Source organism: Kitasatospora xanthocidica (assembly GCF_014656195.1).
GTDB lineage: Bacteria > Actinomycetota > Actinomycetes > Streptomycetales > Streptomycetaceae > Kitasatospora > Kitasatospora xanthocidica.
Genome location: NZ_BNBY01000002.1, coordinates 214,882 through 237,204 on the forward strand (window position 1 = coordinate 214,882; position 22,323 = coordinate 237,204).

19 protein-coding genes and 1 pseudogene are annotated in these 22,323 nt (G+C 72.4%); 9 read left to right on the top strand and 11 right to left on the bottom strand.

Features of this window, described 5'->3' with window-relative positions; translation table 11 throughout:
- Nucleotides 1–50: 50 nt before the first annotated feature.
- From IE332_RS04315 to IE332_RS04350, 8 genes and pseudogenes are all read right to left on the bottom strand, one after another.
- Entirely contained in the window at nt 51–965 is a 915-nt protein-coding gene (locus IE332_RS04315; RefSeq protein ID WP_189913729.1) for a metal-dependent hydrolase, read from the bottom strand.
- Nucleotides 966–1,186: 221 nt separating this feature from the next.
- On the bottom strand, nt 1,187–1,966 hold the full coding sequence (locus tag IE332_RS04320; RefSeq protein ID WP_189913730.1) for an IclR family transcriptional regulator: 780 nt from the start codon (nt 1,964–1,966) through the stop codon (nt 1,187–1,189).
- A gap of 305 nt (nt 1,967–2,271) precedes the next feature.
- A complete protein-coding gene (locus IE332_RS04325) occupies nt 2,272–3,732 on the bottom strand; it encodes a catalase (RefSeq protein ID WP_189913731.1) in 1,461 nt (486 codons plus the stop codon).
- 318 nt (nt 3,733–4,050) lie between these two features.
- A pseudogene (gene alc / locus IE332_RS04330) lies at nt 4,051–5,097 on the bottom strand (allantoicase); the annotation flags it as partial.
- Between the two features lie 90 nt (nt 5,098–5,187).
- Nucleotides 5,188–6,630, bottom strand: a complete 1,443-nt coding sequence (gene allB, locus IE332_RS04335) for an allantoinase AllB (protein WP_189913733.1) — start codon at nt 6,628–6,630, stop codon at nt 5,188–5,190.
- A gap of 125 nt (nt 6,631–6,755) precedes the next feature.
- Nucleotides 6,756–7,898 carry a glycerate kinase gene (locus IE332_RS04340; RefSeq protein ID WP_189913734.1) on the bottom strand — a complete coding sequence of 381 codons (1,143 nt, stop codon included), beginning with the start codon at nt 7,896–7,898 and terminating at the stop codon, nt 6,756–6,758.
- Nucleotides 7,899–8,321: 423 nt separating this feature from the next.
- On the bottom strand, nt 8,322–9,209 hold the full coding sequence (locus IE332_RS04345; protein WP_189913735.1) for a 2-hydroxy-3-oxopropionate reductase: 888 nt from the start codon (nt 9,207–9,209) through the stop codon (nt 8,322–8,324).
- A gap of 57 nt (nt 9,210–9,266) precedes the next feature.
- Nucleotides 9,267–10,115 (bottom strand): TIM barrel protein, encoded by an 849-nt coding sequence (locus tag IE332_RS04350; protein ID WP_189913736.1) that lies wholly within the window; start codon nt 10,113–10,115, stop codon nt 9,267–9,269.
- 214 nt (nt 10,116–10,329) lie between these two features.
- On the opposite strand from IE332_RS04350, the gene IE332_RS04355 reads away from it, so the two are divergent.
- The 7 genes from IE332_RS04355 to IE332_RS04385 all read left to right on the top strand — a co-directional run bounded on the left by IE332_RS04355 (nt 10,330) and on the right by IE332_RS04385 (nt 16,296).
- Nucleotides 10,330–10,575: a thiamine-binding protein gene (locus IE332_RS04355; protein WP_189914085.1), complete on the top strand. Its 246-nt coding sequence runs from the start codon at nt 10,330–10,332 to the stop codon at nt 10,573–10,575.
- Nucleotides 10,572–10,955: a helix-turn-helix domain-containing protein gene (locus tag IE332_RS04360; protein WP_229928293.1), complete on the top strand. Its 384-nt coding sequence runs from the start codon at nt 10,572–10,574 to the stop codon at nt 10,953–10,955. Before IE332_RS04355 ends, IE332_RS04360 begins: the two co-directional genes overlap by 4 nt.
- A 226-nt stretch (nt 10,956–11,181) precedes the next feature.
- Nucleotides 11,182–11,685 carry a 2-oxo-4-hydroxy-4-carboxy-5-ureidoimidazoline decarboxylase gene (gene uraD / locus IE332_RS04365; RefSeq protein WP_189913737.1) on the top strand — a complete coding sequence of 168 codons (504 nt, stop codon included), beginning with the start codon at nt 11,182–11,184 and terminating at the stop codon, nt 11,683–11,685.
- A gap of 116 nt (nt 11,686–11,801) precedes the next feature.
- A complete protein-coding gene (gene uraH / locus IE332_RS04370) occupies nt 11,802–12,137 on the top strand; it encodes a hydroxyisourate hydrolase (protein ID WP_189913738.1) in 336 nt (111 codons plus the stop codon).
- 32 nt (nt 12,138–12,169) lie between these two features.
- Nucleotides 12,170–13,090 carry a factor-independent urate hydroxylase gene (gene pucL / locus IE332_RS04375; protein ID WP_189913739.1) on the top strand — a complete coding sequence of 307 codons (921 nt, stop codon included), beginning with the start codon at nt 12,170–12,172 and terminating at the stop codon, nt 13,088–13,090.
- Nucleotides 13,091–13,356: 266 nt separating this feature from the next.
- The gene (locus IE332_RS04380) at nt 13,357–14,832 is read left to right on the top strand and encodes a nucleobase:cation symporter-2 family protein (protein ID WP_189913740.1); all 1,476 of its coding nucleotides are present in this window, start codon (nt 13,357–13,359) and stop codon (nt 14,830–14,832) included.
- Between the two features lie 78 nt (nt 14,833–14,910).
- Entirely contained in the window at nt 14,911–16,296 is a 1,386-nt protein-coding gene (locus tag IE332_RS04385; RefSeq protein ID WP_189913741.1) for an 8-oxoguanine deaminase, read from the top strand.
- Nucleotides 16,297–16,597: 301 nt separating this feature from the next.
- Here the strand turns inward: IE332_RS04385 and IE332_RS04390 are convergent, their stop codons facing one another.
- Entirely contained in the window at nt 16,598–17,875 is a 1,278-nt protein-coding gene (locus IE332_RS04390) for an MFS transporter (RefSeq protein WP_189913742.1), read from the bottom strand.
- 55 nt (nt 17,876–17,930) lie between these two features.
- Here IE332_RS04390 and IE332_RS04395 point away from each other — a divergent pair, with 55 nt between their 5' ends.
- Nucleotides 17,931–18,959 (top strand): winged helix-turn-helix domain-containing protein, encoded by a 1,029-nt coding sequence (locus tag IE332_RS04395; protein WP_189913743.1) that lies wholly within the window; start codon nt 17,931–17,933, stop codon nt 18,957–18,959.
- A gap of 73 nt (nt 18,960–19,032) precedes the next feature.
- On the opposite strand, the gene IE332_RS04400 is transcribed toward IE332_RS04395, so the two are convergent.
- Together IE332_RS04400 and aceB are read right to left on the bottom strand one after the other, a co-directional pair.
- Nucleotides 19,033–19,434: an allophanate hydrolase-related protein gene (locus IE332_RS04400; RefSeq protein WP_189913744.1), complete on the bottom strand. Its 402-nt coding sequence runs from the start codon at nt 19,432–19,434 to the stop codon at nt 19,033–19,035.
- 146 nt (nt 19,435–19,580) lie between these two features.
- Complete coding sequence (gene aceB, locus IE332_RS04405; protein WP_189913745.1) at nt 19,581–21,260, bottom strand: malate synthase A; 1,680 nt, start codon at nt 21,258–21,260, stop codon at nt 19,581–19,583.
- Between the two features lie 153 nt (nt 21,261–21,413).
- On the opposite strand from aceB, the gene IE332_RS04410 reads away from it, so the two are divergent.
- Nucleotides 21,414–22,259: an IclR family transcriptional regulator gene (locus tag IE332_RS04410; protein ID WP_189913746.1), complete on the top strand. Its 846-nt coding sequence runs from the start codon at nt 21,414–21,416 to the stop codon at nt 22,257–22,259.
- The last annotated feature ends 64 nt before the right edge of the window (nt 22,260–22,323 follow it).

Genomic DNA, 22,323 nt, shown 5'->3' on the forward strand with positions numbered 1-22,323 from the left:
GAACTCTGTCAGCTGACATCCGTCGGCTGAACGTTGTCGGCTGAAACCCGTCAGAGCCCGGCGGCCGCGCGGGCGGCCGGAGAGGTGGCGAGGTAGCCGAGCGCCTGACTGGAGGAGCCCTCCTGGGTGGGGTGGTAGCCGGGGCGCAGGTAGCGCAGACCGGAACGGACCGACTTGACCGGGTCGGGCAGCAGGCCGCGCTTGGCGATCCGGTACGCCTCGCGCCAGCTCGGGCGCAGCCGCCCGTCGAGGGTCGGGTCGGCGGCCAGCAGGAAGCGCACGCCGCGCACCCAGAGGTGGACCAGCAGCGGGCCGGCCATCGCCATGGTGCGCACCCGGCGCCCGTACCCGGGGTCGAGGTGGACCAGCAGGTCGAAGGCGACGCTGCGGTGTTCGACCTCCTCGGCGCCGTGCCAGCGCAGCAGGTCGAGCATCGTCGGGTCGGCCTTGGCGCGGTCCAGTCCCGGGGAGTTGAGGATCCAGTTGCCGAGGAAGGCGGTGTAGTGCTCGATCGCCGCGATGGCGGCGATCCGCTCGATGAGGGCCTCGCGCCGCTTCGCGGGGGTCAGCCCGGGCCGTTCGCCGAGCACGCGCTGGAAGACCCAGGCGACCTGGCGCACGTACGGGCGGGGGTCGAGCCCCTGGCCGAGCAGGTGGTCGAGGACTTCCTGGTGCGCCTCCGCGTGGATGGCCTCCTGGCCGATGAACCCGAGGACCTCCTCCCGGAGTTGCTCGTCCCGAATGAGCGGCAGGGCCTCCTTGAACACCTTGACGAACCAGCGCTCGCCCTCGGGGAGGAGGAGGTGGAGGACGTTGAGGATGTGGGTGGCCATCGGCTCGTCCGGCACCCAGTGCAACGGCAGCCGGGCCCAGTCGAAGCGGACGTCCCGGGGCTCCAGGACGAGGCTGTCGTGCACGCGCGCGGCGGGTGCGGCGAGGGCGGGGACGGGGGTGGGACGGGGCATGGCAGGCCCTCCTGACCTGGGGGCGGCGGCTCGGCTCCAGGAAACGTACTCGCGGGTAGCGTCGGGGACAAGGGGTTCGGCGGCTCTTATCGACATCGAGTCTAATAAGTGATGTGCACCGCACGGCACCCCCGGAAACCTTCCGGGAAACACGCGAGCCCCGCCGGATCCCGGCGGGGCTCTTCACGTGGCGGACGGCACGTGGCGGACGGCCGTACGACTCAGACCGCCATCGCCAGCATCAGCGGTGCCGCCCGGGCCGCCAGCAGCTCGGCGGCGGCCTTCAGCTTGTGGATGTTGTCCACCGGCATCGAGGTGGCCAGACAGCCGACCGTGCTGCCCGCCGTGATCGGCACGGCGGCGCACACCGTGCCCAGCGCGTACTCCTGGATGTCCAGCACCGGCACCGTGGCCGGCTGCCGCTCCAGACGGTGCATCAGCTGGTCGGCGTCGGTCACGGTGCGGGAGGTGAGCCGGGCGACCGGGTGCCGGGAGAGGTGGTCGCGCCGGCCGTCCGCGTCCAGCTGGCTGAGCAGGCACTTGCCGATCGCACTGGCGTGCGCGGTGGCCCGGAAGTCGACCCACTCCTGCACGGCCGGCGCGTAGTCGGCCGCCGCGACCGCCTCCACCGACAACTCGCCGTCGTGGTACCGGGTGAAGTACACCGCGGCGCCCAACTCGTCCCGGAGTTCGGCGAGTTTGCGGTCGAGTCGGGCCTTGACCAACTGCTCGCGGTTGTTCTGCCCGAGCAGGGCGAAGGTGCCGCCGAGCACCCAACCGCCGTCCTGGCACTGGAGGTAGCCCTCGATCTCGAGGATCTCCGCGAGCCGGCGCACGGTGGGCAGTCCGAGCGAGGTCTCCCGCGCGAGGCCCACCAGGGTGGCGCCGTCGGGGTGGCGGTCGACCGCCTCCAGCAGTCTGAGGGCGTGCTGCAGGGAGGTGAACGGGCCGGTCGGGCCCTGGTCCAGCGCGGCGTGACGACCCGGGGCTGGTGTCGACATGTCGTCCCCTTCCGATGTCCCCCCACGGAGCGACCGCGGGCACGCACCAGCCTATCCACCCGGCGGCTCGGACGACTGCCGTCCGTGAATATCCGTGAACATTCCGTGCAGCAACCTCCGGTCGACCTGGGGAAACCCGACCCGGCCATCACGGAGCGGGAGCCGCGTCCCCGGACCCCGGCGGCCACCGCAGGCCACCGCAGGCCCCTCCCGCCCCGGCGGGCCCAGGCAGGCCGGAAACCAGGAAACAGGACCGGCCCCTCCCCCACTGCCCGGGGGGAGGGGCCGGTCCTGGTGAGCGACGGTCAGCCCTCGTCGCCCGCGCGCAGCTCGGCGACGGCGGCGGCCAGGCGGGCGCCGTACTCCTCGTCGGCGGCGTGGAAGTGGGCGAGGTTCTTCTCGACGATGTCGTCGCGCGACACCTGCGCCAGGAAGCCCGCGATGTTCTCGATCAGGCGGGTCTTCTCCCCGGCCGACATCAGCCGGTAGAGCTCGCCGGCCTGGAAGAAGTCGTCGTCCTTGCTGTGGGCCGGCGTGGTGTAGGTGCCGGTGTGGCCGTCGACCTTGACCGGCGCGGCGAGCGCGTTGTCGGTCTGGGCCGGGCCGTCGTACGAGTTGGGCTCGTAGTTCTTGCCGCGGCCGGCGGTGTTGACGGCCATCAGGCCGTCCCGGCCGTAGTTGCTGGCCTCGGTGGCGCGCGGGGCGTTCACCGGCAGCTGGGTGTGGTTGACGCCGAGGCGGTAGCGCTGGGCGTCGGCGTAGGCGAACAGCCGGCCCTGGAGCATCTTGTCCGGGGACGGGCCGATGCCGGGCACGAAGTTGTTCGGCGAGAACGCGGACTGCTCGACCTCGGCGAAGACGTTCTCCGGGTTCTTGTTGAGCACCAGGCGGCCGACCTTGACCAGCGGGTAGTCGGCGTGCGGCCAGACCTTGGTGAGGTCGAAGGGGTTGAAGCGGTAGTCCGCGGCCTCGGCGACCGGCATCAGCTGGACGTAGAGGGTCCAGGACGGGAACACCCCGCGCTCGATGGCCTGGTGCAGGTCGCGCTGGTGCGAGTCGGCGTCGGCGCCGACCACCTCGGCGGCCTGGCCGCCGTCCAGGGAGCGGATGCCCTGGTTGGTCTTGAAGTGGTACTTCACCCAGTACGCGTCGCCCTCGGCGTTGACCCACTGGTAGGTGTGCGAGCCGTAGCCGTTCATGTGGCGGTAGGAGGCCGGGATGCCGCGGTCGCCGAACAGCCAGGTGATCTGGTGGGTCGAGGCGGGCGAGTGCGCCCAGAAGTCCCAGACGTTGTCCGCCTCCTGCACGCCGGTGTACGGGTCGCGCTTCTGGGAGTGGATGAAGTCGGGGAACTTGACCGGGTCCTTGATGAAGAACACCGGGGTGTTGTTGCCGACGAGGTCGTAGTTGCCCTCCTCGGTGTAGAACTTCAGCGCGAAGCCGCGCGGGTCGCGCACCGCGTCGCTGGCGCCCAGGTTGCCGGCCACGGTGGAGAACCGCAGGAAGACCTCGGTGCGCTTGCCGATCTCGGAGAGGAAGCCCGCCCGGGTGTACCGCGAGACCTCGTCGGTGACCTCGAAGTAGCCGTACGCGCCGGAGCCGCGGGCGTGCACCACGCGCTCCGGGATGCGCTCGCGGTTGAACCGGGCCAGCTTCTCCAGCAGCTGCTGGTCCTGGATCAGCAGCGGGCCGTACTCGCCGGCCGAGGCCGAGTTCTGGTTGTCGGCGATCGGGGCGCCGGACTCCGTGGTCAGGATCTTGGACATGGAGGGTCCTTCAGGTGTCGATAAGGGCGGTGCGTGGAGAGGGGTCTGACCGATCGTCAGGAGGAGGCCTCAGATGCGGCCTCGGGTGCGGCCTCAGGTACGGCCTCAGACGCCGAGCAGGCGCCAGACCGCCGAGCGGCGGCGGGAGGAGTGCTCGCCGTCGGGGCCGTCGGCCGGCCGGAGCGCTGCGACGGCGGCGCCGGCCGCGGCCGGGTCCGCCAGCGGGCGGGCGGCGGCCAGGGCGGCGGCCTCGTCCGCGGTCAGCCCGGCCTCGGTGAGGGCCGCGGCGGCCTCGGCGGCCGGGACGGCGTCGAACCAGCGCAGCGCGAGGGCCGCGCGGCCGGCCTCGGTGAGGCGGCCGGTGAGCCGGAGGCGGGCGAGCCCGCCGTCCGGGTAGACGTTGATGCGCACGTGGGTCACCGGGCGGCCCGGGTCGAGCCGGAAGCGGTGCCGGGTGTCGGGCTGCAGCCGGGTGCGCGGCAGCAGCTCGAACCATTCGCCGTCGGCCGGGTCCGCCCCGGTCGAGGCGTCGAAGCCGATCAGGTCGGCCCAGCCGGGGGCGTTGGCGACGAAGTGGGTGGTGTCCACCTCGGCGGCCAGGACCTCGCCGCCCCCGGCCAGGGCGATCTGCACCCAGTCGTTGGCCTTGTCGCGCCGACGCCGGGTCTCCCAGCCCTCGCCCATGACGGAGGCGCGGCCGGGAGCGTTCAGGTTGTGCGGGGAGGAGAAGTAGCGGTCGGACGCCGCCTCGGCCACGCCGCCGTACTCCTGGGCGGCCAGGTCGAAGGTGAGGCCGTCCAGTTCGCGCGGGTCGGGCAGCACCTCGCCGTGCACCCGCAGCCGGGCCACGCCGCCGTCCGGGAAGATGTTGAGCCGTACGTGGGTGTAGCGGGTGGCGTCCTCGACGGCGAACTCGTGGGCGGTGTTCCCCCGCAGCGGGGTGCGCGGCACGATCGCGGTCCACTCGGCGTCCGCCAGTTCCTCGGGCGAGGGGTGGCCGGGTACGGACGCGGCCTCGACGGAGCCGGACTCCGGGTAGTTGCCGGTGAAGTGGGCGGTGTCCACGATGACGCCGCGGATCACGCCGCCGACGCCGAGCCGGACGACCGCCCAGTCGTGGTCCAGGTCGGTGGGGTGCGGCTGCTCGGCGGAGACGCCGCGGCGGCGCTTGGACTCCCAGCCGTCCATGATCTGGCCCTTGTGGCCGAAGGTGTGCGGGCGGAACTCGGCGGGCTTGGCGACCAACAGGTTCTCCGCGTCCGCGAAGGTGTCCTCGTTGGTGGCGACGACGCCCGCGCCGAGCAGCCGGGAGGCCAGGTTGACCAGCTCGGTGAAGGGAGCGCTCGGGGTGTCGGCAGTGGTCACTGGCTCTCCTCAGGAGGCGGTGTCGGTTCGGAAGGCTCGGAAAGCGGTGTCGGTTCGGACGGCGCTGGCGGTTCAGAAGGCGCTGGCGGTTCAGAAGGCGCTGTCGGTTCGGCCGGCGCTGTCGGAAAGGGAGTCGGCGGGCCGGACGAGCTGCCGGCCGAAGGGCCGGGCGCCGGTGTCCACCTCGCGGCCGCGCAGCCAGGTGCCGCGCACCGCGCCGGTGAGGGTCCGGCCCGCGTACGGGGTCACGGGGTTGCGGTGGTGCAGGCCGCTCGCCCGGACGGCGAACTCGCCGTCGGGGTCGAAGGCGACCAGGTCGGCGTCGTGGCCGGGGGCGATGGCGCCCTTGGTGCCGGTGAGGCCGACCAGTTCGGCCGGTCCGGCGGACATCCAGCGCACCACGTCGGACAGGCTGTGGCCGCGGCGGCGGGCCTCCGTCCAGACGGCCGGCAGGCCGAGCTGCAGCGAGGCGATCCCGCCCCAGGCGGCCGCGAAGTCCCCGCTGCCGCCGTACTCGGGCAGCAGCTTGAGGTCGGGGGTGGACGGCGAGTGGTCGGAGACGACGGCGATGAACTCGCCGTTCGCCAGGGCCTCCCAGAGCGCGTCCCGGTTGGACTCGTCGCGGATCGGCGGGCAGCACTTGAAGGCGGTGTCGCCGTCGGGCACCTGCTCGGCCGCGAGGGTCAGGTAGTGCGGACAGGTCTCGGCGGTCACCCGGACGCCGTCCTCGCGCGCCCGGCGCAGCAGCGGCAGGACGGCGGCGGAGGAGACGTGCAGGATGTGGACCCGGGCGCCGGTGCGCCGGGCCGTGTCCAGCAGGTGGGCGACGGCCGCGGTCTCCGCGTCGGCGGGGCGGGAGGCGAGGAAGTCCCGGTAGTGGACGCCGGGTTGCTGCGGGGCGGCGGCGAGGACGGCCGGGTCCTCGGCGTGGATGATCGCCAGTGCGCCGATCCGGGCCTGCTCGGCCAGCGCGGCCTCCAGGTCGGGGCCCTCGACGTGCGGGAACTCGTCCACGCCGGAGGGGGCGAGGAAGCTCTTGAAGCCGAACACGCCCTCGCGGTACAGGGGTTCGAGGTCCGCGACGTTGCCCGGGACGGCGCCGCCCCAGAAGCCGAGGTCGACCCAGGCCTGGCCCTCGGCGGTCTTCCGCTTGACCCGCAGTCCCTCCACCGTGGTGGTGGGCGGGATCGAGTTGAGCGGCATGTCGATGATCGTGGTGACACCGCCGGCCGCGGCGGCCCGGGTGGCGGTGGCGAAACCCTCCCACTCGGTGCGGCCGGGCTCGTTGACGTGCACGTGGGTGTCGACCAGGCCGGGCAGCAGAGCGGTGTCGCCGAGGTCGACGAGCTCGCGGTCGAGGAGCTCGCGGTCGGCGAGTTCGCGGTCGGCGAGCTTGCGGTCGCCGACCGCGAGCGAGCCGTGGGCGACGACCCGCTCGATCCTCCCGTCCCGGATCAGCACGTCCGCGGGGCGCTCTCCGTCGGGCAGGACCACCCGCCGGGAGCGGATCACCGTGGGTTGGCTGAAAGGCATGGGAGACCTCCGGAACCTGGGAGTCGGGGGTGGTTGGGGGGTGGGCCGGACCCGGGGAGGTGAGGGATTGCCGGGGAGCCTAGGCCCGCCTTCAACAAAACGTCAATGGATGAACGTACGAGGGCTCAGCCCGGCAGCAGCTCTCCGGCCAACTTCTCCCCCGCCACCTCGGCCAGCTCGGCGGCCCTGGTCATGCTGTCCCCCGGCTGTTCGGCCAGGTCGGTCAGCGCGATCGCGGCGGCGAAGCCGGCCGCCCGCCACTCGGGTTCGGCGAGTTCCAGCCGACCTGCCACGGCGGCCACCCGAACCCCCGCCCGGGCGGCCGCCGCGGCGACTCCGGCGGGGGCCTTGCCGTGGAGCGTCTGTGCGTCCAGGCAGCCCTCGCCGGTCACGACGAGGCGTGCCCCACGCACGGCCTCGTCGAAGCCCAGCAGGTCGAGCAGCAGCTCGATGCCGGGTCGCATGGTGGCGCCGAGCAGGGCGAGGGCGGCGAAACCCACCCCGCCCGCGGCGCCGGCACCGGGGGCCTCCCTGAGGTCCCGGCCGGTGACCCCGGCGACCAGGTCGGCGAACCGGGCCAGGCCTTCCTCCAGGACCACCAGGTCGTCCTCGTCGGCGCCCTTCTGCGGGCCGTAGACGGCGGCGGCGCCGCGCGGCCCGAGCAGCGGGTTGTCCACGTCGCAGGCGACCACGATCTCGACACCGCCCAGCGCGTCGGCCAGCGGCCCCGGGTCGATCTCCGCGAGCCTGCGCAACGCGGCCCCGCCGGGCGGGAGTTCGGCGCCGTCGGCGTCGCGCAGGCGCATTCCGAGCGCCTGCACCATGCCCGCGCCGCCGTCCGTACCGGCACTGCCGCCGAGGCCCAGCACGATCCGCTTGACGCCGAGCGACACGGCCCGGGCGATCAGCTGGCCGACCCCGAAGGACCCGGCCGTGAGCGGGGCGGTCCGGCCGCCGGGCAGCCGGGCGAGCCCGGAGGCCTGCGCCAGCTCGACCACGGCGGTGTCGCCCTTGACGGCGAGCGCGGCGTCCACCGGCAGGCCGGTCGGGCCGGCCACCTTGGCGGGGACGCGGTCGAAGCCGGCCGCGAGCGCGGCGGCCAGGGTCCCCTCGCCGCCGTCCGCGACGGGCAGCTCCCGCACCTCGGTACCGGGCGCGACGCGGCGGATGCCGGCGGCGATCCGGGCCGCGACCTCGGCGCCCTCCAGGGTGCCCTTGAACTTGTCGGGGGCGACGACCACATGGCCCTGGTGAGGGGTGGGGGGCATGGTGCGGTCCTCGCTTCCGTACGGGTCTGGCGGCGGTACTGCGACGTGCGTCAAGCATGTGCCCGGGACGTCAAGCATGTGCCCGGGACGTCAAGCATGTGCCCGGGAATCGGGGGGTGCGACCCCCTCCCCGCCGTTCCCCCCGTCCCGCTTCCGACGTACGGGGGGCTCCCCTCGGCGGGGAGGGGGCCAGGCGACGCGTGGGCACGACCGAAGTGCCCCCTCGGGAGGGGAACGCGTCACCGGTTGGTTCGACCGGCGGGCGGGCGGATGAGCCCCGGCCCGCGCGCCGGTCGGGTCCGGCCTCCTGACGGCGCGGGCACGACCGGATGGGTACACGCCGCCAGGAGGAGCTTTGGGGCCGGGGGCTCCGCTGGGGAGCCCCCGGTGTTTGCGGGGCTCCCGAGCGGAGCCCCGACGGTGTTACGCGACCTCGCGGCCGGAGAGCCGCTCGACGCCGCGCAGCAGCGCCGAGTGGTCGAGGGAGCCGTCGCCGTTGGCGCGGGCGGAGGCGACCAGCTGGGCCACCACGGCGCCGACCGGCAGCGCGGCGCCCACGGCGCGGGCGGCGTCGGTGACGATGCCCATGTCCTTGTGGTGCAGGTCGATCCGGAAGCCGGGGGCGAACTCGCGGTTCAGCATGTTCGCCTTCTTGCGGTTGAGCACGGTCGAGCCGGCCAGGCCGCCGCCGAGCACGTCCAGCGCGGCCCCGAGGTCGACGCCGGCGTTCTCCAGGAACACCACGGCCTCGGCGAGCACCTGGATGTTCACGGCGACGATCAGCTGGTTGGCGGCCTTGACGGTCTGGCCGGCGCCGGCCGGGCCGACGTGGACGACCGTGGTGCCGAGCGCGTCGAACAGCGGCTTGGCCTCGGCGAAGTCCTCGGCGGCGCCGCCGACCATGATCGACAGGACGGCCTCGACGGCGCCGGCCTCGCCGCCGGAGACCGGCGCGTCCAGGGTGCGGACGCCCCTCTCCTTGGCGGCGGCCTCGACCTTGATCGAGGTCTGCGGGGTGATCGAGGACATGTCGATCACCAGGGTGCCGGGCGCGGCGTTCTCCAGCACGCCGCCCTCGCCGAGGATGACCTGCTCGACCTGGGGGTCGGCCGGGACCATGGTGATGACCACCTCGGCGTCCTTCACCGCCTCGGCGATGGAGGCGGCGCCGTGGCCGCCGGCCGCGACCAGGGCGTCGATCTGCGGCTGGGTGAGGTTGAAGCCGGTGACGTGGTGGCCGGCCTTGACCAGGTTGGCGGCCATCGGGCTGCCCATGATGCCGAGGCCGATGAAGGCGATCTTGCGGCTCATCGCGTCGAGTTCCTTACGTCGTTCGTGGGGTGGGGAGGCTTGTGGGCGCTCGGGGGCCTAGGCCTGGGCGCCGCGCAGCTCGCGCGGCAGCCACCCGAAGCTGTCGGCGCTGACGCCGGTGGAGGGGCGGTACTCCAGGCCGATCGGGCCCGTGTAGCCGGCGGCGGTGAGCCGGGCGAACAGGTCCTCGAAGTCCAGTCCGCCGGTGCCGGGCTCGTTGCGGCCCGGGTTGTCGGCGATCTGCACGTGGCCGATGCGGTCGGCGTGGGTGTCGATGACCCGGGCGAGGTCCTCGCCGTTCTTGGCCAGGTGGTAGAGGTCGCACAGGAACCTGGCGTTGCCCAGGCCGGTGGCGGCGTTGACCTTGTCGACCACCTCGACCGCGGCGTCGGCCGAGACCAGCGGGTAGTCCGGGGACTCGGCCGCGTTCAGGGCCTCGATCAGCAGGATCGCGCCGACCTCGTGCGCGGCCTTGGCCGCGATCACCAGGTTCTCCAGGGCGAGCGCGTCCTGCTCGGCCGGGTCCACGCCCTCGACCCGGTTGCCGTAGAGCGCGTTGAGCGCCTTGGTGCCGAGCGAGGCGGCGAGCTCCGCGGCGACCGGGACGTTGGCCCGGAAGCGGTCCCGCTCGGACGGCACCGAGACGGTACCGCGGGCGCCCCGGCTCAGGTCGTCCAGGAAGTTGAGCCCGGTGAGCCGTACTCCGGCGTCGGTGAACGCCTTGCGGAGCGCATCCAGTTCGGCCGCGGAGGGGTCGTGCTCCTCACCGAAGGGCCACCAGAGCTCGGCGGCGGTGAAGCCGGCCGCGGCGGCCGCGGCGGGGCGCTCCAGAAGGGGCAGCTCGCCGAACAGGATCGACAGGTTGACCGTGTAGCGGTGCTTGGCAGCGGCCGTCACGTCACTCACCTCTCATCTCTCTTCCGTCATCCGCAACTTCCACGATCCGGAAGAGGGATTCTGTGTGGTGGAAGCATCTCCGGACACTGAAGGACGTGTCAAGGGCGCCGCAACATTTTGTTGAAGACGCCCGTGGGGTGCGCCGACACCGGGAACCACCCGTCCGATCGCCCAGCCCCTGCCCGCCCGCACCCCCGCTCGATACAGTGATGCCGTGCGATTGATGGTGGAGTTCACGACAGAACCGTTCGAACTGGACACGTTCCCCGAGCACGCCGCGGCGGCCCGCAAGGTCGTCGACGAGGCGGGCCTGGCCGTGTCGGTCGGCCCGTTCGGCACCGGCGCCGAGGGCGAGGCCGAGCAGGTCCTCGACGCGGTGACCAGGCTGCTCCGGGAGACCCTGGACGCCGGGGCGACCCGCATCTCGGTCCAGGTGAGCGTCCTGGGCGAGGAGGGCGGTACGCCGTGACCGAGCAGCACGTGGAGCACCAGCTCGCCGCGGCGGTGAAGCCGCTGCTGGACGCGGTCGGCGCGACGCCCGTCCCGCTGGGCGAGGCGAAGGCCGAGGACGTCGTCCTGGAGTGGGAGGGCCGGCCGGCCCTGGCCGTCCGGCTGCCGCACCTGAGCAGTGCGCTGGACCGGCTGCTGGCCGAGATGGCCCGCCAGTTCGACGGCCGCCCGCTGGCCGAGCTGGACCGGCTGGAGAAGCAGCGGGTCGTCGCCCTGCTGGAGGAGCGCGGCGCCTTCACCGTCCGCCACGGCGTCGAGACGGTCGCCTCGGCCCTGGGCGTCAGCCGGTTCACGGTGTACAACTACCTGAACCGCCAGGACGGCTCGAAGACCTCCTGAGAGCCGCCCCGGCGCCCTCGACGGAGACCTTCCGAACGGGTGACCCCGCCGGTACGGCCAGTCTGGACCGGCCCTCGGCGGGGCACACTTGGCGAATCGCACACGAAAGGGCCCGGCAGCGCGGGCCGGTTCAAAACGTAACCACCAACCGTTCAACAAAGTGTTGACGGCCGGGTGGGGTCGATCTAGCTTTTCCGGGTGGCACCACTCTTCAGGAGGTCCACCCGTGACCAACCACCCCCACGCCCTTGACGCCCTGGCCGCGGCCGATGCCGCGGAACTGGAGGCGATCCTGCTGGAGGTATGCTCCAGCCCCCGTTGGGCCGCCGCGGTCGCGGCGGCCAAGCCCTGGTCCGACCGCGAGTCCCTGTTCGCCGCCAACGCGGCGGCCATGGCGTCACTGACGGCCGGGGACCTGCGCGACGCGATGGCCGGCCACGCCCGGATCGGCACGCCCAAGGCGGGCGACGCCACCTCCGAGCGCGAGCAGGCCGGAATCCAGGGCGTGGACCGAGCGGTCCTCGACGAACTGCGCGAGGCCAACGCCGCCTACGAGGCGAAGTTCGGCCACGTGTTCCTGATCTGCGCGACCGGCCGCACCGCGACCGGCATGCTCGCCGCCCTGCGCGAACGCCACCCCAACGACGCCGCCACCGAGGCGGAGATCGTCCGCGGGGAGCTGCGCAAGATCAACGACATCCGGCTCGGCCGCCTGCTCGACGGTTCCTGACACGTCACCGACACATTCCTGACGTACCGTCGTGGTTTCGTCGCGGTCGACCGCCGGGCATGTCGAACGCGATATGACGCACCATCACATCTGCCATCAGTAAGGTCACTTCACCCATGACTGGCATCTCCACCCACGTGCTCGACACCAGCCTCGGCCGCCCGGCCGAGGGTGTCCCGGTCGAGCTCGCACTGCACACCGAGGGTGGCTGGCAGGTGCTCGGCACCTCCGCCACGGACTCCGACGGCCGGGTCAAGGACCTGCCGGCCGTGGAGGCGGGCTCGGTCGTCCGGCTGCTCTTCGACACCAACGCGTACTACGCGCTCAAGTCGACGGAGCCGCCGTTCTTCCCCGAGGTCTCGATCGTCTTCACGGTCGCGCCCGAACAGCACCACTACCACGTGCCGCTGCTGCTCAACCCGTTCGGATACTCGGTCTACCGCGGAAGCTAGTAGACCGACCTGGAAGCTCTAGGAGCCACGTCATGGCCCACGTGCTCGGTCAGAACCAGTACGGCAAGGCGGAGAACCGCATCGTCCGGATCTACCGCGACTCCACCCGGCACGAGATCAAGGACCTGAACGTCTCGGTCTCCCTCCAGGGTGAGTTCGAGGACGTCCACCTCACCGGGTCCAACGCCAACTGCCTCCCCACCGACACCACCAAGAACACCGTCTACGCCTTCGCCAAGGAGTACGGCATCGAGTCGGCCGAGGCCTTCGGCATCGTCCTGGCCCGCCACTTCGTCGACGACACCGAGCGCGGCGTCGTGCACGGCGCCCGGATCCGGATCGAGGAGTACTCCTGGGACCGGATCCGGACGCCGGACAGCTCGGCCCGTTTCATCGGCTCGGAGGAGGTCGGCCACTCCTTCGTCCGCAACGGCCAGGAGGTCCGCACCACCGAGATCTTCTACGACGGCGAGTCCGTCCAGGTCATCTCCGGCCTGAAGGACCTCGTGGTGCTGAACTCCACCAACTCGGAGTTCTGGGGCTACATCAAGGACAAGTACACCACCCTGCAGGAGGCGTACGACCGCATCCTCGCCACCCAGGTCACCGCCCGCTGGAAGTACAACTACAGCGGCAAGGACGGCGAGGCCCAGCCCAACTGGAACCGCTCCTACACCCACGTGCGCCGCCACCTGCTGGAGGCGTTCGCCGAGACCTACTCCTACTCGCTGCAGCAGACCCTGCACGCGATGGGCACCCGGGTCCTCAACAACCGCGCCGAGGTGGACGAGGTACGCCTCGAACTGCCCAACAAGCACCACTTCCTCGTCGACCTGGAGCCCTTCGGCCTCAAGAACGAGAACGAGGTCTACTACGCCGCGGACCGCATGTACGGCCTGATCGAGGGCACCGTGCACCGCGAGGGCGTCGTCCCGGTCATCCCGGTCGTCTGACCCCTCCCGCCTCCATGGACTCCGCCCGGAATCGCCGCACCCTCCGGCCCCCACGGGCCGGTCGAGCCCGGGCGGGCCGCACCACCCGCATGATCAGCACCACCTGTTTCTCCACCCCCACCAACCGGAGTTCGTGCCTGCCTCGCGGCGGCCGGCCCGGGGCACTGGAGAAGCACCCCGGGGAATCCTTGCTCCGCCGTCCCGTCCTCGGGGGGTCTCCAGCGCCACGGGCGCGCCGGGAGCCACGGGCACAAGAGGGGCTCGACATGGCACCCAGCAGCACCAGCAGTACAGACGGCGGTTCCACCCCTGCAAGACCCCCTGGCCCGGACACGTCCACCAGCCTCCCCGGCAAGGAGTCCGGGCCAGGAATCCACCCCGTGGACGAGTTGCTGCCCCCGGTGAAGCTGATCTCCACCGGACTCCAGCACGTCGCCGCGATGTACGCGGGAGTCGTCGCACCCCCGCTCATCGTCGGCGCCGGCGTCGGGCTCTCCCCCGCCGAACTCGCCCTGCTCATATCGGCCAGCCTGTTCACCGCCGGACTGGCCACCCTCCTCCAGACCCTCGGCGTCTGGAAGATCGGCGCGCGACTGCCGTTCGTGAACGGCGTCTCCTTCGCGGGGGTCGCGCCCATGATCGCCATCGCCAAGGGCTCCATCGACAAAACGGGGGGACCGAAGGACGCCCTCCCGGTGATCTTCGGAGCGGTGATCGTCGCGGGGCTCCTGTGCTTCCTCGCGGCACCGTACTTCTGCAAGCTCATCCGGTTCTTCCCCCCGGTCGTCCAGGGCACCGTGATCACCCTCATCGGGGTGTCCCTGCTCCCGGTGGCGGTGAACTGGGCGCGCGGCGGCTCGCCGGGCGCCCCCGGGTACGGCTCCATGCGGGCCATCGGCCTCGCCGCGATCACCCTCGCCGCGGTGGTGCTCTGCAACCGGCTGCTGCGCGGCTTCTGGCAGCAGCTGTCCCTGCTCGTCGGCCTGGCGTTCGGCACCCTGGTCGCCGTCCCGCTCGGCCTCACCGACTTCGGCGCGGTCCGGGACGCGAAGGTCTTCGCGCTCCCCTCCCCGTTCCACTTCGGCGCGCCGGTGTTCGACGCCGCCGCGATCGTCTCGCTCTGCATCGTCATGGTGGTCTCGATGACCGAGTCCACCGCCGACATGCTCGCGCTCGGCAAGATCGTCGACCGCGAGGCCGACGAACCCACCCTCGCCGCCGGCCTGCGCGCCGACGGCCTGGCCACCGCGCTCAGCCCCGTCTTCAACGGCTTCGCCGCCAGCGCCTTCGCCCAGAACATCGGGCTGGTGGCGCTGACGAAGATCCGCAGCCGGTTCGTGGTCGCGGCCGGCGGAGGCATCCTGGTCCTGCTGGGGCTGTTCCCCGTGCTGGGCTCGGTCGTCTCCCTGGTGCCGCAGCCCGTCCTCGGCGGCGCCGGGATCGTGCTCTTCGGCACGGTCGCGGCGAGCGGCATCCGCACCCTCGCGGAGGCCGGCATGGAGTCCGGCTCCCACACCATCCTGGTGTCGGTCTCCCTCGGTGTCGGCATCATCCCGATCGCCGTACCGAACTTCTACGACTCCTTCCCGGAGGCCGTCCGGACCCTGATGCACTCGGGGATCTCGGCCGGCTGCGTGATGGCCGTCCTGCTCAACCTGCTCTTCCACCACGTCGGAACCACCCGCCGGACCGGATCCGGACAGGGCTCCGGCACGACGGTGCCGACGGCGACACCGTCCTGACCAACCCCGGAGGGGCGCGTGCCACCCGCACACGCCCGACGCGCGCCCCTCCGGACCCTCCCCCATAGGAGTGACACCATGGCAGTCCAGCCCCCGCCCGCCGACCAGCGGATCGTGATCGAGAACGTCGCGATCGCCACCGTGGACGCGAACGACACCGAGTACGCCCGCGGCCACGTGGTCATCCTCGGCAACACGATCGAGGCGGTCGGCGACGGCCCCGCCCCCGCGTGGCTGGACAACGTGGTGCGCCGGATCAACGGTGAGGGCCACCTGATCACCCCGGGCCTGGTCAACACCCACCACCACTTCTACCAGTGGATCACCCGCGGCCTCGCCCAGGACGACATCCTGTTCGACTGGCTGGTCGCCCTCTACCCGACCTGGGCCCGGATCGACGAGAAGCTCGTCCACGCCGCCAGCCAGGGCTCCGCCGCCGCGCTGCTCAAGTCCGGCTGCACCACCGCCTCGGACCACCACTACGTGTTCCCCAAGGACGGCGGCGACGTCCTCGGCGCCTCCATCGAGGCCGTCCAGGAGCTCGGCCTGCGCTTCACCGCGCTGCGCGGCTCGATGGACCGCAGCAAGAAGGACGGCGGCCTGCCGCCGGACCACGCCGTCGAGGAGCTGGACGACATCCTGGCCGCCTCCGAGGCCGCCGTGGACACGTACCACGACTCCTCCTTCGGCTCGATGCTGCACGTCGCCATCGCGCCCTGCTCGCCCTTCTCGGTCTCCACCGACCTGCTCCGCCAGTCCGCCGAACTCGCCCGCCGCAAGGGCGTCCGGCTGCACACCCACGGCTCGGAGACCGCCGAGGAGGAGCAGTTCTGCAAGGAGCTGTTCGGCATGGGCCCGACCGACTACTTCGAGTCGGTCGGCTGGCTCGGCGAGGACGTCTGGATGGCGCACTGCGTCCACATGAACGACTCCGACATCGCCAAGTTCGCCGAGACCGGCACCGGCGTCGCCCACTGCCCGTCCTCCAACGCCCGCCTCGCCGCCGGCATCGCCCGGGTGCCCGACATGCTCCGGGCCGGCGTCCCGGTCGGCCTCGGCGTGGACGGCACCGCCTCCAACGAGTCCGGCGAGCTCGGCACCGAGCTACGCAACGCCCTGCTGATCAACCGGCTGCACGGCTCCCCCACCGCCCTCACCGGGCGCCAGGCGCTGCGCCTCGGCACCATGGGCGGCGCCCGGGTGCTCGGCCGGCAGAACGAGATCGGCTCGATCGAGGCCGGCAAGCTCGCCGACCTGGCGCTGTGGAAGATCGACGGGGTCATGCACTCGTCCATCGCCGACCCGGTCGCCGCGCTCACCTTCGGCGCGCTGCCGCCGCTGTCGGTGCTGTTCGTCAACGGCAACGCGGTGGTCGAGAAGGGCCAGCTGACCACCGTCAACGAGGACCGGATCGCGCGCGACTGCGCCCGCGCCGCCAGGGAGCTGGCGGCCCGACCGGTCTGATCGGCCGGATCGGTTCGAGCGGTTCGAGCGGTCCGATCGGCCCGGATCGGTTCGAGCGGTTCGAGCGGTTCGAGCGGTCCGATCGGCCCGGATCGGTTCGAGCGGTCTGAGCGGTCTGAGCGGTCTGATCTACCCTCCTCCGAACTCCGGGGGCGCCCAGGGACGGTGCGCCCCCGGGACTCCGCGCACCCCACGGCGGGTGCGCGGACCCGCGGCCCCGGACCCACGGCGAGGGTCCGGGGCCGCGGTGTGCCCGGCGCGGGGCCCGCTCCCACCCCCGTGGGGAAGGGGCCCCGCAGGTTCAGTGCGCCGAGGCGCGGACTCCACTCGGGCGGGCGGCACCCGGGCGGGCCGCACCGGCGACGGCCGCCGGCAGGGCGGCACCGGCGACGGCGAACAGGGCGGCGAGGACCACCCAGCCGAGGGCGCCGTGGTCGACGACCGTCAGGCTGATCACCAGCGGGCCGATCACATGGGCCGCCGCCTGACCGCTCATGAAGACGCCCTGGTACTCGCCGTGGGCCCGCTGGTCCGCCAGGTCCAGGCTCAGCGTCCAGCCGCCGGCCGAGGTGAGCAGTTCACCGAGGCTGTGGACCAGGGCGCCGCCGAGGACCGCCGCCACGGCCACCGCCGTCGGGCCCGCCTGCGCCGCCGCGTAGAGCAGACAGCCGCCCGCCAGCAGCAGCGCGCCCCGCAGACAGGCCCGCGCGGCCGTCGGGACGTCCACGACACCCCGGCTCGCCCGGACCTGGAACCCCACCACCAGCAGGCAGTTGACCACGTCGACGGCGGCCACCACCGCCGGGGGCGCGTCCGTCGCGAGCACGATCCAGAGCGGTATCCCCACGGTGAGCACGGCGAGTTGGAGCTCCAGGACGGCGTGCAGGGCGGTGACGAGCAGGTAGCGACGATCACGAAGAGCGGCACCCCTGGGCTTCACCGCTCCATCGCTGTCGCTGTTCTGACTATTCGTCAGATTAGGAACGGGGAGCCCGGCCAGCAGCACCGTGGCACCGAGGAAGCTCACCGCGTCCAGGACCATCATCGTCACGTACCCGGCATAGCTGTCGGCCTGCAGCGCCAGCGCGGCACCGGCCGAGCCGACCACCAGCCCGGCGTTCATCACCGACCGCAGCAGCGCCCGCGAGTGGACCTGGCCCTCCGCCGGGAGCACCCCGGCGATCAGCGCGCTGCGCACCGCCGCCGCACCGCGCTCCAGCAGCGTCGCCACGCAGGCGAGGGCGACGAAGGCGGCGAAGGAGTGTACGAAGGCGTACCCGAGGACGGCGAGCGCCTCCAGCGGCCCGATCGCGAGCAGCAGCCGCTTGCCGCCGACCCGGTCGGCGAGCCGCCCGACCGGCACCCCGGCGAACACCCCGCAGATGCCCGCCGCGGTGAGCCCGAGCGCGATCCGGCCCGGCGTCAGGCCCACGGAACGGGTCAGGAACAGCACGCTGACCGTCACGAACAGACCGTTCCCGATGTTGGTCACCAGGCTCATCAGGGCGAGCCGGCGCACCAGCGGGTCATGGCGGAGGAGGCGTCCGGTGGTGGGCGGACGCACGGTGGCGGAAGTCATGGCAGAAGGACACCGGGATTCCCGGACCGGCGGAATTCCTTTACCGTTGCGGTCAATGTTCGAGTTCCGCTTCGGCGTCGACGACCTCGCCGCCACCTGGTTCGCCTGCTCCCCGCTGCAGGAGACGGTGCTGAGCCTGCGCGCCCGCAGGTTCACGGCCTACTACCCGGAGCAGCAGCCGTGGATCGCAGGCTGGCAGTCCCGCTACGAGACCCTGGACACGGCCCTGCTGGGGTCGCTGGTCACGCCGAACGCCTTCGTCCCGGACTTCCTGACGCCGCGCCCGACCGCTCCCCGCCCGGACTTCGCCGCAGAGCTCGCCGGGATGGCCGCCGCCCCGCCGGAGGTGGTGCGCGCGGACGTCCTGGCGGCGTACCGGAGCGACGGGAGCGCGCCGCCGCCGGTGCTCGCCGGACTGCTGGACGATCCGGCGCAGCTGGTCGCCCGGGTCGCGGAGGCGCTGGAGGCCTACTGGAAGCGCTGCCTCGCGCCCGCCTGGTGGCCCAGGGCGCGCTCGGTGCTGGAGGCGGACATCGTGTACCGGGGCCGGATGCTCTCGGAGCGCGGTGCGGAAGGCCTGTTCGCGGACCTCGACTTCCGGCTCTCCTGGCGGGCCGGCGTGCTGACGCTCGACGACGCCAACCCCGCGGTCCGGGCGCTGGGCACCTCGGTGGACCTCGCCGGGCGGGGGCTGGTGCTGATGCCGACGCTGTTCGGGCGCGGCGCGCAGACCGACATCACCCAGCTGGGACCGCCGCTGGTCAGCTACCCGGCGCGAGGGAAGGCCACCATGGCCGAGGGGCTGGGTGTCGGCGGACCGGCGACGGCGCCGAACGGGCCGCTGGCCGCACTGATCGGGGTCCCCCGGGCCAGGCTGCTGGCGCTGGTGGAGACCCCGGCCAGCACCACGGAACTGGCGCACCGGCTCGGGGTCACCCCGGGTGCGGTCAGCCGCCACCTGGGCGCGCTCGCCGCGGCCGGGCTGCTGGAACGCAACCGCCACGGCCGCAGCGTGCTGTACGGGCGCAGCGCGCTGGGCGACGCGCTGGTGGCGGGGCGCCCGCACCTCGGGGGCGGGGGCTGAGGGCTTTCAGCGAACAGATGACAGATAACAGATGATGAAATCTGTTATCTGTCACCTGTCAGCCGCCGACCCGTCAGGCCTCGCGCCCGATCGTCGCGAGGTAGGCGCGCCAGCCGCCGTGGTGGGTGATCTCGCGGTGGACGCCGCGCTCGACCTCGCCCCGGGCGAGCAGCATGGACAGGCACGCCGAGCCGTCTGCCAGCTCGATCACGCCGAGCTCCAGCTCGCGCGGCTCGCCGGGCAGGATGTCGTCCCGCAGCCGCTCCAGGCTGATGTCGTACAGCTCGCCCTCGATGGCGGTCTCGACGCCCGGGTCGGCCAGCAGCCCCGGGCAGACGTCCGTCCCGCCGCTGTGGTCGATGGAGAAGAAGCGGTAGCCGGGGGCGGTCCGGACCGGCCCGATCAGCGCGTCGGCGACCTTGGCGTGGAAGGGACCGCCGACCATCGCCTGGCCGTTGAAGAAGATCCGCGGCACGGGTGAACTCCTTACGGGAAAAAGGCCGTTCCGTACGGCGACGAGAGGACAGGTGGATTCGTCGCCGTACGGAACGGAGCAACGGGCCGCCGGAGTGCTACAGCCTGGCAGGCGCCGAGGCCGGCACCCGGCGGATAGGTTCGGTCTCAGCCCAGCAGGGGAAGCGCGGGGAGGGTCAGGAAGTCCGCGAACTCCTCGGCCAGGGCGACCTGTTCGAAGAGCTGGGCGGCCTCGCGCCAGCGGCCGGCACGGTAGGCGTCCTCGCCCAGCTCGGCGAGGAGTTCGGCCAGTTCGGTGGCAACCAGGTTGCGGACGAGTTCGGCGGTGGCCTTCTCGCCGGTGTCGGAGAGCACGACCCCGTTGTGGATCCACTGCCAGATCTGGGAACGGGAGATCTCGGCGGTGGCCGCGTCCTCCATCATGTTGAAGATGCCGACCGCGCCCAGCCCGCGCAGCCAGGCCTCGATGTAGCGGACGCCGACCTGGACGGCGTTGTGCAGGCCCGCGTGGGTGCAGCTGCCGCCGGCGCCGGCGATGTCGAGCAGCTGGGCGGCAGTGACCGGCTCGGACGGGCCTGGGTTGTCCTTCTGATGGGGCCGTTCGCCGAGCACCGCGTCGAAGGAGGCGCGGGCGACCGGCACCAGGTCCGGGTGGGCGACCCAGGAGCCGTCGAAGCCGTTGCCGGCCTCGCGGTCCTTGTCGGCCTTGACCTTCTCCAGCGCGGCCGCGTTGACCTCCGGGTCCTTGCGGCTGGGGATGAACGCGGCCATGCCGCCGATCGCGTGGGCGCCGCGCTTGTGGCAGGTCTGCACCAGCAGGCGGGTGTAGGCGGCCATGAACGGCGAGGCCATGGTCACGCTGTTGCGGTCGGGCAGGATGTAGTGCTCGCCGGCGTCGCGGAAGTTCTTGACGATCGAGAACAGGTAGTCCCAGCGCCCGGCGTTGAGGCCGGCCGCGTGGTCGCGCAGCTCGTAGAGGATCTCGTCCATCTCGAAGGCGGCGGTGATGGTCTCGATCAGGACGGTGGCGCGGACGGTGCCGTGCGGGATGCCGAGTTCGGCCTGGGCGTGGGTGAACACGTCGTTCCAGAGCCGGGCTTCCAGGTGGCTCTCGGTCTTGGGCAGGTAGAAGTACGGCCCGGAGTTGGGGTCCTCGGCGCCCTTGGCGAGCAGCCGGGCGGCGTTGTGGAAGAAGTAGAGGCCGAAGTCGACGAAGGCGCCGGCCACCGGGGTGCCGTCGACGAGCAGGTGGTTCTCGTCCAGGTGCCAGCCGCGCGGGCGGACGACGACGGTGGCGAGTTCGGCGGCGGGCTTGAGGACGTACGCCTTGCCGGCCGGGGTGGTGAAGTCGATCCGGCCCTCGTAGGCGTCGATCAGGTTGACCTGGCCGCTGACCACGTTCTCCCAGGTCGGGGAGGTGGCGTCCTCGAAGTCGGCGAGCCAGATCCGCGCGCCGGAGTTGAGGGCGTTGATGACCATCTTGCGGTCGGTCGGCCCGGTGATCTCGACCCGGCGGTCCTGGAGGGCGCGGGGCGCCTCGGCGACCTTCCAGTCGCCGGCCCGGACGTCGGCGGTCTCGGGGAGGAAGTCCAGCGTGCCGGTCGCCGCGATCTCGGCGCGGCGGGTCTTCCGCCTGGCCAGGAGTTCCTGCCGGCGGCCCTCGAAGGCGCGGTGGAGGCCGACGACGAAGGCGACCGCCTCCGGAGTGAGCACCTCCTCCGCCCGGGGGACGCGCGGACCGGCGACGGTGACAACCGGGGCGGCGGGAGAGGCGGTTGGGGGTACCCCCGGCCGGAGGCTGGGGGAGGGCCCCTGATCTGCAGCCATGAGCAGGACACTCCTAAGACGGTTGAGCCTGGCGAAGGGAGCTCCGGTGGGAGCCTCCTCGGGAACTTCCTCGATCGATACCCACCTGTCGGCGAGTTCGATTCTGTAAGGTGGAGACTAGTTTCCGCGATACAGAATTTCAACGGTTTGTTGATGAGGTCGCCGGGACTCTACTCCTCCCCGACAGCGAAGGGAACGCCGGTGGTTGCGACCCCCGACACAGCATCGACGACGGGCGCCGACCGCGCGAGCGGCGGCGTGCAGTCCGTCGAGCGCGCCTTCCAACTCCTGGAGGCGCTGGCCGACTCGGGCGGCGTGGCCACGCTCAGCGAGCTCTCCACCACCTCCGGCCTCCCGATGCCGACCATCCACCGACTGGTTCGTACCCTCGTCCAGCAGGGCTATGTCCGCCAGGACACCGCCCGCCGCTACACCCTCGGCCCCCGGCTGATCCGCCTCGGCGAGACGGCCGGCCGGCTGCTCGGCAGCTGGGCCCGCCCCTACCTGGCCGAACTCATGGAGGCCACCGGCGAGACCGCCAACCTGGCGGTGCTGGAGGGCGGCGAGGTGGTCTACGTCGGCCAGGTGCAGTCGCGCCGCTCGATGCGGATGTTCACCGAGGTCGGCCGGCGGGTGCAGCCGCACTGCACCGGCGTCGGCAAGGCCCTGCTCGCCCAGCTGCCCGAGGAGGAGGCCCGCGCCGTCCTCGGCCCCAACCCGCTGGCGGCGCACACCGAGTACACGGTCACCGACCCGCAGGAGCTGATGCGCCAGCTCGCCGAGGCGCGCGAACGCGGCTACGTCGTCGACGACCAGGAGCAGGAGATCGGCGTCCGCTGCATCGCGCTCGCCGTCCCGGGCGCGCCGACGCCCACCGCGCTCTCGGTCTCCGGGCCGGAGGCCCGCATCCGGGCCCTGGAGGAGCAGGCCGGGGCCGCCTCGCTGGTACCGGTGATGCAGCAGATCGCGACCCGGCTGGGGCAGGTCCTCGCCCCCTGACCCGGCACGCCCGGCACCCCGTCCAGCGCCCCGTCCGCCACCCCGTTCGGACTCCCGTCAACAC